Source organism: Micromonospora sp. NPDC049274, assembly GCF_040678875.1.
In the GTDB taxonomy this organism is placed as follows: domain Bacteria; phylum Actinomycetota; class Actinomycetes; order Mycobacteriales; family Micromonosporaceae; genus Micromonospora.
In genome coordinates this window covers 45804-57493 of sequence record NZ_JBFAQS010000024.1, presented here as the reverse complement: position 1 = coordinate 57493, position 11690 = coordinate 45804, and the positions used below count along the sequence as shown (strand labels likewise).

The 11690-nt window shown below is 69.1% G+C and carries 12 protein-coding genes; 7 read left to right on the top strand and 5 right to left on the bottom strand.

Translation table 11 applies throughout. The features are described 5' to 3' along the window. Positions 1 to 286: 286 nt before the first annotated feature. Entirely contained in the window at positions 287 to 553 is a 267-nt protein-coding gene (rpsT, locus tag AB0K10_RS30615) for a 30S ribosomal protein S20 (protein WP_007464006.1), read from the bottom strand. A gap of 284 nt (positions 554 to 837) precedes the next feature. Then, positions 838 to 1824 carry a phosphotransferase gene (locus AB0K10_RS30610; RefSeq protein WP_363689272.1) on the bottom strand — a complete coding sequence of 329 codons (987 nt, stop codon included), beginning with the start codon at positions 1822 to 1824 and terminating at the stop codon, positions 838 to 840. A gap of 61 nt (positions 1825 to 1885) precedes the next feature. Between AB0K10_RS30610 and AB0K10_RS30605 the strand changes: the two genes are divergently transcribed. The 7 genes from AB0K10_RS30605 to AB0K10_RS30575 all read left to right on the top strand — a co-directional run bounded on the left by AB0K10_RS30605 (position 1886) and on the right by AB0K10_RS30575 (position 9254). Beyond that, positions 1886 to 2422, top strand: a complete 537-nt coding sequence (locus AB0K10_RS30605) for a DUF4240 domain-containing protein (protein ID WP_363689270.1) — start codon at positions 1886 to 1888, stop codon at positions 2420 to 2422. Between the two features lie 117 nt (positions 2423 to 2539). Beyond that, positions 2540 to 4414 carry a translation elongation factor 4 gene (gene lepA / locus AB0K10_RS30600; protein ID WP_363689268.1) on the top strand — a complete coding sequence of 625 codons (1875 nt, stop codon included), beginning with the start codon at positions 2540 to 2542 and terminating at the stop codon, positions 4412 to 4414. Between the two features lie 380 nt (positions 4415 to 4794). Further along, complete coding sequence (locus AB0K10_RS30595) at positions 4795 to 5079, top strand: GlsB/YeaQ/YmgE family stress response membrane protein (RefSeq protein ID WP_266245137.1); 285 nt, start codon at positions 4795 to 4797, stop codon at positions 5077 to 5079. A gap of 569 nt (positions 5080 to 5648) precedes the next feature. Then, the gene (locus AB0K10_RS30590; protein ID WP_363689266.1) at positions 5649 to 5933 is read left to right on the top strand and encodes a GlsB/YeaQ/YmgE family stress response membrane protein; all 285 of its coding nucleotides are present in this window, start codon (positions 5649 to 5651) and stop codon (positions 5931 to 5933) included. 224 nt (positions 5934 to 6157) lie between these two features. Beyond that, complete coding sequence (locus AB0K10_RS30585) at positions 6158 to 7444, top strand: sugar ABC transporter substrate-binding protein (protein WP_363689264.1); 1287 nt, start codon at positions 6158 to 6160, stop codon at positions 7442 to 7444. Further along, positions 7441 to 8427, top strand: a complete 987-nt coding sequence (locus AB0K10_RS30580; RefSeq protein ID WP_363689262.1) for a sugar ABC transporter permease — start codon at positions 7441 to 7443, stop codon at positions 8425 to 8427. The genes AB0K10_RS30585 and AB0K10_RS30580 overlap by 4 nt, the downstream gene beginning before the upstream one ends. Further along, positions 8424 to 9254, top strand: coding sequence for a carbohydrate ABC transporter permease (locus AB0K10_RS30575; protein ID WP_234587171.1), 831 nt, complete (start codon positions 8424 to 8426; stop codon positions 9252 to 9254). Before AB0K10_RS30580 ends, AB0K10_RS30575 begins: the two co-directional genes overlap by 4 nt. Before the next feature lie 24 nt (positions 9255 to 9278). Here the strand turns inward: AB0K10_RS30575 and AB0K10_RS30570 are convergent, their stop codons facing one another. From AB0K10_RS30570 to AB0K10_RS30560, 3 genes are read right to left on the bottom strand one after another with little or no spacing between them, the layout of a single operon-like run. Then, entirely contained in the window at positions 9279 to 10061 is a 783-nt protein-coding gene (locus AB0K10_RS30570) for a MerR family transcriptional regulator (RefSeq protein WP_363689260.1), read from the bottom strand. A gap of 45 nt (positions 10062 to 10106) precedes the next feature. Continuing rightward, a complete protein-coding gene (locus AB0K10_RS30565; protein ID WP_363689258.1) occupies positions 10107 to 10868 on the bottom strand; it encodes an ABC transporter permease in 762 nt (253 codons plus the stop codon). Further along, entirely contained in the window at positions 10865 to 11662 is a 798-nt protein-coding gene (locus AB0K10_RS30560) for an ATP-binding cassette domain-containing protein (RefSeq protein WP_363689256.1), read from the bottom strand. The genes AB0K10_RS30565 and AB0K10_RS30560 overlap by 4 nt, the downstream gene beginning before the upstream one ends. Positions 11663 to 11690 lie beyond the last annotated feature (28 nt).

The window sequence follows — 11690 nt, the reverse complement described above, 5'->3', positions numbered from 1 at the left end:
GCCGCTTCGCCAACGTCGCGGGCGTGCCGATCAGCCGCTTCGCCAACGTCGCGGGCGTGCCGATCAGCCGCTTCGCCAACGTCGCGGGCGTGCCGATCAGCCGCTTCGCCAACGTCGCGGGCGTGCCGACCGGGCCGCTGGGGTCGCGGGCGTGCGACCGGGCCGCTGACCTCACTCGCGCGCCGACCCGCCGCCGACGCACCGCCGGCGCGCCGACCCGTCCGTGGGCACACGGAAGCCCCGGACCGGGGTCCGGGGCTTTCCGAATCAGTCTGACGGTGAGCCGTCAGGCGGAGAGCGCCACCACGCGCTTCGCGATCGCGGACTTGCGGTTCGCGGCCTGGTTGGAGTGGATCACGCCCTTGCTGACGGCCTTGTCCAGCTTGCGAGAGGCGTCCAGCATGAGCGCGGTGGCCTTCTCGACGTCACCGGCCTCGGCAGCCTCATTGAACTTCCGGACGGCGGTCTTCAGCGACGACTTGACCGACTTGTTGCGCAGCCGGGCCTTCTCGTTCTGCCGGTTGCGCTTGATCTGGGACTTGATGTTCGCCACGCGACAGCCTCGTCTTGATAGCTCGGGTTGGTCAGCTTCTGTGCGCCGGATGACGACCATGCGTCACCGCTGCGCGAAGAGCCAGGTTACCAGGTCGCCCGGGACGAGCCAAAACGGCTCGGTCGGAAGCGGTGTCCGCCCGGTTCGCAGGCGGCACCCAGGCGCCTCGAGTTCCTGGAAACCAGGGTATCGCCCGCGGTGGAAAGCCCGGTTTCCAGGAACCCGAGTCGATCACGGCCCGCCGTGCTCTGAGGCTGCCGCGATCACGGCCCGCCGTGTCCCCGTCACCTCCAGCCCTGCCGGCGGGCGAGCCAGTCGAGAGCCTGTTCGCCGCTCCACCGCTGGTGCGTCGAGCGGTGCGGGGAGGCAGTCACGGGTGTCGCGTCCGCTCCGGTGAGGTAGTAGCCGGCCAACGCGGCAAGGGTGGCGTCCAGCGCGTCCGGGGGAGCGCCCGCCGACGCCGGGTGCCCCGCGAAGAGCCGGTCGGCATCCAGGCCGCTGGCGTACGCGGTGAGCAGCAGGCCGGCCAGATCGAACCAGCCCGGCCCGGAGCAGGCCCAGGTCCAGTCGCAGAACCAGGCGCGACCGTCACCGTCGATGAGCACGTTGTCCACCCGCAGGTCGCCGTGGATCATGCCGGTCGCGCCGTCCGCGTACCGGGGGAGGCGGGACTCCAGCGCCACCAGCTCGTGCAGTCGACCCCGGGCGGCGGCGGGCAGCGCCGGGGACGGTTCCCGGCCGGCGGCGACCTCCTCCCACCAGAGGATGTCCGAGCGGGCCAGCTCGGCGAGCTGTGGCAGGCCGAGCGCGGTCAGCCCGGCCGGCGGGGCGGCCAGGGCGGCGGCGACCTCGGCGTACGCGGCGAGCGTGGCGTCCAGCTCGGCGGGCACCCAGGGCAGGCGCGGGGTGTGGCCGTCGACCGCGTCGGTGCAGAGCGCGAACCAGCCGGACTCGTCGAGCGTCCACCGCAGGCGGGGCGCCGGCAGGCCGGGCGGCAGCCGGTCGAGGATCGCGGCCTCCCGCGCGTACCCCTGCACGAGGCGCGGTTGCTCGACGGCGGGTGCCGCCTTGACGAAGGCTCGGCCTCCGTCGGCGGTGTCGAGCACGGCGGCGAAGCCGCGGGTGAAGCCGGCGGTGGCGATCCGGGCGGCGACCACCGGCGCGCCGAGGCGGCTGACGATCGCGGCCCGCAGCGCCGTCGGCAGCGCCGGCCACGACGGGCGCAGCGCACCCGCGTGGTACGGCACCGGGGGCAGCGGCGGGGAGGACACCACACCATGCTGCCCCGGGGTACGTGCGCGGCGCGCGGCGACACTGCCAGACTGCCAAGCCATGAGGACCGAGGACTTCTGGCAGCTGATCGACCAGGCTCGCGCCGGGGGCGGGGGAGAGCCCGGGCCGGTCGCCGCGCGGGCCGTCGCCCTGCTCGCCGAGCGCGACCCGGAGGACATCATCGGGTACGCCCACCACCAGCGCAGGGTGCTGGCGGCCTCGCACAAGGCGGACCTGTGGGGCGCGGCTTACCTGATCAACGGCGGCGCCTCGGCGGACGGCTTCGAGCACTTCCGGGGCTGGCTGATGACCCAGGGGCGGGCGGTCTTCGCCCGCGCGGTCGGCGAACCCGACTCGCTGGCCGAACTCCCCCAGGTGCGGGCCGCCTCGCTCAGTGGGGAGGAGTTCTCCGCCGAGCAGATGCTCTCGGTGCCGTGGGACGCCTACCGCAAGGCCACCGCATCGGAGCTGCCGGAGGACCGCGAGCCGGTGCGGACGCCCGATCTGAACGACTTCTGGGACTTCGACGACGAGGAGGAGGCCCGCCGTCGCCTGCCCCGGCTGGCCGCGCTGTTCGTCGAGCCGCCCCTGGAGTGAGAGGTCCTCGGGGCCCATCCGTCGCCCGCGCAGCGGGCGTACCCCGGCGGCGTGGGAACATGGAGGGGGTCGGCGGCGCGCCGGCCTGTTCACGTCAGCCGACCAGAACGGACCGCTGTGCCACCGAAGCTCGATCCCGGCGCGAACGCCCCTGGTGCCACCGACCCCGGTCGCATCCGGAACTTCGGCATCATCGCCCACATCGACCACGGGAAGTCGACCCTGGCCGACCGGATGCTGCAGCTCACCGGCGTGGTCGACCCCCGGCAGATGCGCGCGCAGTACCTGGACCGGATGGACATCGAGCGCGAGCGCGGCATCACCATCAAGAGCCAGGCCGTCCGGATGCCGTGGACCATCCGCGAGGGCGAGCGGGCCGGCGAGCACGCGGTGCTCAACATGATCGACACCCCGGGTCACGTCGACTTCACCTACGAGGTGTCCCGGTCGCTTGCCGCCTGTGAGGGCGCCGTGCTGCTTGTCGACGCCGCGCAGGGCATCGAGGCGCAGACCCTGGCCAACCTCTACCTGGCGCTCGAGAACGACCTGCGCATCATCCCGGTGCTCAACAAGATCGACCTGCCGGCCGCCCAGCCGGAGAAGTACGCCGAGGAGCTGGCCCACCTCATCGGCGGCGACCCCGCCGACTGCATCCGGGTCTCCGGCAAGACCGGTGAGGGCGTACCGCACCTGCTCGACGAGATCGTCCGCCAGTTCATCCCGCCGGTCGGCGACGCCGAGGCGCCCGCCCGGGCGATGATCTTCGATTCGGTGTACGACGTCTACCGCGGCGTCGTCACGTACGTCCGGGTCATCGACGGCCGGATCAGCGCCCGCGACCGGATCAAGATGATGTCGACAGGCGCGGTGCACGAGCTGCTGGAGATCGGCGTCATCTCACCGGAGATGGTGAAGGCCGAGGCGCTCGGGGTCGGCGAGGTCGGCTACCTGATCACGGGTGTGAAGGACGTCCGGCAGTCCCGGGTCGGTGACACGGTCACCATCAACGCGCGGCCGGCGGCCGAGGCGCTGGGTGGCTACAAGGACCCGAAGCCGATGGTCTACTCCGGCCTCTACCCGATCGACGGGTCCGACTACCCGAACCTGCGTGAGGCCCTGGACAAGCTCAAGCTCAACGACGCCGCCCTGGACTACGAGCCGGAGACCTCCGGCGCGCTCGGGTTCGGCTTCCGCTGCGGCTTCCTCGGCCTGCTCCACCTGGAGATCATCCGGGAGCGGTTGGAGCGCGAGTACAACCTCGACCTGATCTCCACTGCTCCCAACGTGGTGTACCGGGCGATCACCGACGACGGCGAGGAGATCGTCGTCACCAACCCCAGCGAGTACCCCACCGGCAAGATCGCCGAGGTGTACGAGCCGGTGGTCCGGGCCACCGTGCTGACCCCCAACGACTACGTGGGCGCGGTGATGGAGCTCTGCCAGGGCCGGCGCGGCAGCCTGCTCGGCATGGACTACCTCTCCGCCGACCGGGTGGAGCTGCGCTACACGCTGCCCCTCGCGGAGATCATCTACGACTTCTTCGACCAGTTGAAGAGCCGTACCAAGGGCTACGCCTCACTCGACTACGAGCCCTCCGGCGAGCAGGCGTCCGACCTGGTGAAGGTGGACATCCTGCTGCACGGCGAGCCGGTGGACGCGTTCAGCGCCATCGTGCACAAGGACAAGGCGTACAACTACGGCGTCACGATTGCCGCCAAGCTGCGTACGCTCATCCCGCGCCAGCAGTTCGAGGTGCCGATCCAGGCGGCCATCGGCAGTCGGGTCATCGCCCGGGAGACCATCCGCGCGATCCGCAAGGACGTCCTTGCCAAGTGCTACGGCGGCGACATCAGCCGAAAGCGCAAGCTGCTGGAGAAGCAGAAGGAAGGCAAGAAGCGGATGAAGATGGTCGGCCGCGTCGAGGTGCCGCAGGAAGCCTTCATCGCCGCACTGTCCTCCGACTCAGGCGACACCAAGACCCCCAAGAAGTAGCCCCCCACCTGCCCGGTCCCCTCGGTCCCGCCTGGGCCGGCCTCGCCGTGCGCCGTGCGGTGATCAGGAGGTTTGCGTCAGCTGGGACGCGGATCCTGACGCGAACCTCTTGATCACCGGCGCCGGGCGGCGGGCGAGTCGGGGAGTCGGGGGAGTCGGGGGAGAAATTTTTGGGGCGTCGCGGGAAGTCGTCGCCCTGGGCAACATGATGCCTGACCTGTGTGGACGCGTTTCCCCCTCCAATCGACGCAGCCTCTCGGCATCGACCGCGACAACTTCTTCGCGGTTGAGTCGGTTTGGATTTTTGGTGGGTCGGGAACTTAGTCGCCACGACAGGAAGCACACATTGTGTGTCAGACATTCTTAGAAGGAGGGCGACCGTGGAGCTCACCGTGTGGGGCATCATCACTGCCATCGTTGTTGGTCTCATCGTCGGGGCGCTCGGCCGCCTGGTTGTCCCGGGTCGGCAGAACATGCCGATGTGGCTGCACCTGCTGATCGGTATCGGTGCGGCTCTGCTGGGGACGGTGCTGGCGCGGGCGATGGGTATCGCGACCGAGACGTCCGGTATCGACTGGACGGAGCTGCTGGTGCAGGTCGTGGTGGCCGCGATCGCGGTCGCGCTGGTGGCCGGTGTGGGTGGCCGCCGCCGCGTCACCCGATGACACCAGCACAGCCGTAACACCGAACCACTTCCGAGGGGCGCCCGGCCGACAGGCCGGGCGCCCCTCGGCCTTCGCCGTTCGGCCCGGCTCCCGGCGTCGGTGGTCGGCGTCGGCCTGGGGACGCGGTCCGGCCCGGTGTCGAGCCCTGCGCGCCGTGCCCGTGCCCGCCGTCTCGGATCGTCGTGATCGACTCGATTTCAGTGAAAGCGCGGTGTCCCTGGCGCTCGGACACCCCGACTTCAGCGAAGCCGAGTCGATCACGACGCCGAGTCGGTCACGACGCCGAGTCGGTCACGACGCCGAGTCGGTCACGACGCCGAGTCGGTCACGACGCCGAGTCGGTCACGACGCCGAGTCGGTCACGAAGCCGAGGCGACCACGATGCCGGATCGAGGCCGTCGAGCGGCGGTTGAGGCGGGCGGGGGGCGGCCGGTGGAGGCTGCCCATGTTGGCCAAGTCGTGATCGTCTGGGCCACGAAGTCGGTTTGGATTTTTGGTGGGTCGGGAACTTAGTCGCCACGACAGGAAGCACACATTGTGTGTCAGACATTCTTAGAAGGAGGGCGACCGTGGAGCTCACCGTGTGGGGCATCATCACTGCCATCGTTGTTGGTCTCATCGTCGGGGCGCTCGGCCGCCTGGTTGTCCCGGGTCGGCAGAACATGCCGATCTGGCTGCACCTGCTGATCGGTATCGGTGCGGCTCTGCTGGGGACGGTGCTGGCGCGGGCGATGGGTATCGCGACCGAGACGTCCGGTATCGACTGGACGGAGCTGCTGGTGCAGGTCGTGGTGGCCGCGATCGCGGTCGCGCTGGTCGCTGGCGTGGGTGGCCGCCGCCGCGTCACCCGGTAACAACCTGGCATCACCGCACCACGGAAAAGAGCGTCCGACCACCGGTCGGGCGCTCTTTCCGTGGTGGAGTGCCCGGGTTCGGCCCTATGCTGCGGCCCTTCGGGTCGATGCGCTGCGGTACCGTCGCCTCGCTTTGGCCAGCCCGCCCACTGTCGTAAAGGATTTCTTCGTACTAGGGTGCGGCGGAGAAGGTTAGTTCCAAGCGGCGCGAGGGGAGAAGTGGCGTGAACAGGTGGAAGCGGCTGGCCCCGGTCACCGCCGTGGTGGCCTCGGCCGCGATGGTGCTGACCGGCTGCGGAGGCTCCGAAGACAAGGCGGCCGACGACAGCAAGCTCACGGTCTGGATGATGGGCGAGGGCGGCGACGCGCAGAACAAGTTCCTCGACGGCGTCGAGGCGGAGTTCCGCCAGAAGCACCCCGACACCGACGTGGTCGTGCAGTACATCCCCTGGCTGGAGGCGCCCAAGAAGTTCCAGGCCGCGCTCGCCGGCGGTGAGGGGCCGGACGTCACCGAGCTGGGCAACACCGAGACCCAGGGCTGGGCCGCGCAGGAGGCGCTCGCCGACGTGAGTGGTCGGATGGGCGGTTGGGCGGACGGCAAGGACCTGCTGCCTGACCTGGTGCGCAACGCGCAGCTCGACGGCAAGCAGTACGGCGTCCCCTGGTACGCGGGTGTCCGGGCGATCTACTACCGCACGGACTGGTTCGCCGAGGCGGGCGTCCAGCCGCCGAAGACCTGGGACGAGCTGGTCACCGTGGCCAAGGCCGTGCAGGCGAAGAAGAAGGGCACCTACGGCATCGCGCTGCCGGGCAACTCCGAGCTGCCCTTCTACTCCTTCCTCTGGGGCGCCGGCGCGGAGATCGCGACCAACCAGGGCGGCACCTGGAAGTCCGGCTACAACACGCCGGAGGCGCAGCGGGCCGTCAAGTACTGGACCGACCTCGTGACCGTCCACAAGGTGGCCCCACCGGCCGCCGCCGGCTGGAACGAGATCGACGCGCGCACCCAGTTCGCCACCGGCAAGGCCGCCATGGCGTTCGCCGGTAGCTGGCAGCAGGGCGCCATCAAGAAGGACAACCCCGAGATCGAGAAGGTCTGGGGTACGTTCCCGATCCCCGGCCCGGACGGCAAGGCCGCGCCCGGTTTCGCCGGTGGTTCGGATGTGGCGATCTGGAAGGACAGCGAGCGTCAGGACCTGGCCTGGGACTACCTGACCGTGCTGCTGAACAAGAAGAACGCGCAGAGCTTCGCGAGCAGCCTCGGCTTCTTCCCGGTCTACAAGGACCTGGTCGCCGGTGACACGTACGCCAACGACAAGGTGATGGCGGCGTTCGCCACCACCATGCAGAACACCAAGCTCACGCCGCTCACCCCGAAGTGGGTGGAGGTCAGCCGCACGAAGACGGTGACCCAGGCGATGAACAGCTCGGTCATGAAGGGTCAGAAGACGGTCGAGAAGGCTACCGCCGACGCGGCCGGTGAGATGGAAAGCGTTCTCAACTCCAAGTGACCACGCTGACCGAGGTGCCGGAGACGGCCGCCGCGCGGGAGAACCCCGCGCGGCGGCGTCGCCGGGTGGACCGCCTGCCCTACCTGCTGCTCCTGCCCGCCCTGGTGATCATCGGGGTGCTGCTGCTCTGGCCGCTCGGCCAGGTGGTGGCGATGTCCTTCTACCGGCTGAACAGCGTCCGGCAGTTGCGCGGCGACCGGGAGTGGCCGTGGGTGGGGCTCGGCAACTACACGGACATCCTCTCCGACCCGTTCTTCCTGACGGTACTGCGCAACACAGTGCTGTTCGCCGCGGCCAACGTGCTGCTCACGATGGTGCTCGGCACCCTGGTCGGGCTGCTGCTCAACCGGCTCGGCCGCAAGATGGCCACATTCGTCGCCAGTTGCGTGATGCTCGCCTGGGCCACCCCGGCGCTGACCGGCACGATCGTCTGGAAGTGGATCTTCGACGACACGAGCGGCCTGGTCACCTGGCTGTTCAACGCGCTGCCGGACGGCCTGTCCAACGGCCTCTTCGGCCGCAGCGACTGGACCGGCTACGGCTGGTTCAACTCGCCGCTGCTCTTCTTCGCCATCCTGACCCTGGTGGTCGTGTGGCACTCGTTCCCGTTCATCGCGGTGAGCGTGCTCGCCGGCCTGAAGAGCGTGCCGAGCGAGTTGCACGAGGCCGCCCGCGTGGACGGCGCCAGCCCGTGGCGGGTCTTCTGGAAGATCACGTTCCCGCTGTTGCGCCCGGTCTTCGGGATCCTGATCGTGCTCTCCACCATCTGGGACTTCAAGGTCTTCACCCAGCAGTTCGTCCTGGCCGGCGGCACCCAGGACCGGCCGACGTTCATGCTCTCCATCTACTCGTACGCCGAAGCCTTCTCTCCGCCGCCGAAGTACGGCCTCGGCGCGGCCATCGCGGTGATCCTCACGCTGATCCTGCTCGTGGTGACCGGCTTCTACGTACGGATGGTGCTCAGGCAGGAGGACGAGTCGTGAAGAAGGTAGCCCTCAACGCCGCCGGGCTGCTGGTCGCGCTCTTCGCGGCGTTCCCGGTCTACTGGATGATCTCGACCTCGTTGAAGCCGAGCAGCGAGATCTTCTCGTCGACCCCGCAGCCGGTGCCGGCCCACCCGACGCTGGCGCACTACCGGGAGATCCTGACCGGCAACCTGATCCCCGGCGTCAGCTTCCTGGACTTCTTCGTCAACAGCGCGATCGTCGCCGTCTCGACTGTGGTGCTCAGCGGCCTGGTAGCCCTGCTCGCAGCGACGGCGGTGGCCCGGTTCCGCTTCAAGCTGCGGACCAGCTTCCTGATCATGCTGCTCGTGGTGCAGATGATCCCGCTGGAGGCGTTGGTCATCCCGCTGTTCCTGATGATCCAGCGGCTCGGGCTCTACAACACCCTGCCCAGCCTGATCCTCACGTACCTCGGCTTCTCGCTGCCGTTCGCGGTCTGGATGCTGCGCGGATTCGTCGCCGCCGTGCCCAAGGAGTTGGAGGAGGCGGCGGCCATCGACGGCGCGAGCCGGGCCCAGACGTTCCGTCGGGTGCTGTTCCCGCTTGTCGCGCCCGGCCTGGTCGCCACCAGCATCTTCTCCTTCATCACCGCGTGGAACGAGCTGATCTTCGCGTTGACGTTCATCAACGACCAGGGTCGCTACACGCTGCCGGTGGCGATGACGTTCTTCTTCGGTCGCGACGACACCAACTGGGGGCCGGTCATGGCCGCCTCCACCCTGTTCACCCTGCCGGTCATCATCTTCTTCCTGCTGGTGCAGCGGCGGATGGTCTCCGGCCTGGTGGCCGGCGCGGTCAAGGGCTGACGGGCCGGCCCCGACGCCCGGCGATCAGTCGGGGGCCGGCTCCGCCAGCCGCTCCATCCGGTTCCAACCGGACCACCCGCGCTCGCGCATCAGCTGCCGCAGTCGCCGCACCCGCGGGTCGGACTCGTCGGCGAGCGCATCGATCAGGTCGTGCGGGAGATCGTCGTCGGCCTCCTCGGCGTGCAGGACCTCGCCGGCGTCGTACGCCTGCTCCGCCAGGCAGGCCATGATGTCGGCGGCCTCCGCCAGACGCGGGTCGTCGGCCTGGTCACCGTCGAAGATCGCCGAGAGCACCCGATAGAGCCGGACGACCTGCGGATCATCGAGAGCGGCGATCTTGCCGGGCATCCACTCGACGATGCGGTCGGGCCAGCGCGCCGCCACCAGGATCCAGCCGTCCCGTTCGGCCTCCACCATCCGCTGTGACGCCCCGATGTTCCGGAGTCGGTCGAGATAGGCGGCCACCTCCGGTGGGAGCGCCAGGCTGTCTCCGGCGGTGAGCTGCGCGATGTGTCTGCGGCTGGTCCGCAGTCGTTCGATCTCGTCACGCAGGTGGTCGTCGATGGCTCGGATCGACTCGGCGAAGGCTGCTGCGTCTGCTTCGAGCATCCGACTGATCTGCGACAGCGGTACGCCGGCGTCGGCGAGGGTGCGGATCTTGATGAGGGACACGACCGCCGTCGCGCCGTACCGTCGGTAACCCGAAGCGTCCCGCTCCGGCTCGGGCAGCAGTCCGATCTGGTGGTAGTGCCGCACCGCCCGCGCCGTGACGCCGGCGTACGCCGCGAGTTGACCGATCGTCAGCATGCTCTGATCCTGCCCGCAGTTGATCCAGCTCCGGTCGGCACCCGCTCAGGAGATCCTGCGACGGTAGGTGACGGTGGCGAACACGTAGGCGAGGGCGAGGATGCCGACGCACCAGCCGAGGGCGATCCAGATGTCCGTCCCAACCGGCTGTTGGGCGAACAGGTCCCGGATCGCGTTGACGATGGAGGTCACCGGCTGGTGCTCGGCGAAGGCACGCACCGGGCCGGGCATGGACTCGGTGGGCACGAAGGCGGAGCTGACGAACGGCAGGAAGATGAGCGGATAGGAGAACGCGCTCGCGCCGTCCAGCGTCTTCGCGGTGAGGCCGGGGATCACGGCGATCCAGGTCAGCGCCAGCGTGAACAGGACGAGGATTCCGGCGACCGCGAGCCACCCCGACACGCCCGCCCCCGTACGGAAGCCCATGACCAGGGCGACACCGATGACGACGACGAGCGAGATCAGGTTGGCGACAAGCGAGGTCAGGACGTGCGCCCACAGCACTGACGAGCGGGCGATCGGCATGGACTGGAACCGTTCGAAGATGCCGCCCTTCAGGTCCAGAAAGAGCCGGAAGGCGGTGTACGAGATGCCGGAGGCGATCGTGATGACCAGGATGCCGGGCAGCAGGTACTTCACGTACGAGTCGGACCCGGTCTCGATCGCGCCGCCGAAGACGTAGACGAACAGCAGCATGAAGGCGATCGGCATGATCGCGGTGGTGATGATGGTGTCCGGGCTGCGGGCGATGTGGCGCAGCGAGCGTCCCAGGAGAACGGCGGTGTCGCCGACGAAATGCTTGTTCATCGTTGTTCCTTGTTCGTTCGGGCGCCGACGAGAGTGAGGAAGACGTCCTCCAGGCTCGGCTGCTTCTCGACATACTCGATCTTGACGGGTGGGAGGAGTTGCTTGAGCTCGTCGAGGGTCCCGTTCACGATGATCCGGCCCTCGTGCAGGATCGCGATCCGGTCGGCGAGGTGCTCCGCCTCGTCCAGGTACTGGGTGGTGAGCAGGACCGTCGTACCGTCCTCGGCCAACTCCTTGACGGCCTGCCACACCTCGATGCGGGCCTCCGGGTCCAGCCCGGTCGTCGGCTCGTCCAGGAAGATCACCGGCGGGTTGCCGATGAGGCTCATCGCGATGTCCAGCCGGCGGCGCATGCCACCGGAGTACGTCGCCACCCGCCGACTGCCCGCCTCGGTCAGCGAGAAGCGCCTCAGCAGGTCGTCCGCGATGACACCCGGCCCGCTGAGGTGCCGGAGCCTGGCGACCAGGACGAGGTTCTCCCGCCCGGTGAGGATCTCGTCAACCGCCGCGAACTGCCCGGTGAGACTGATCGACTCGCGTACCTCGGCAGCCTGCGCCGTGACGTCGAAGCCGTTGACCCGGGCGGTCCCCGCGTCCGCCCTGAGCAGCGTGGAGAGGATCTTCACCACCGTGGTCTTGCCCGCCCCGTTGGAGCCGAGCAGGGCGAAGATGGTGCCGCGCGCCACGTCGATGTCCACGCCGCGCAGCACCTTCAGTTGCGTGAACGACTTCTCCAGGCCCTGCACGGAAATCACGGCCTGCTCGACCCGGTCGGTTGTTGGCGGGATGCTCATGGCAGCCAGCATGGGGGGTTGACGCAGC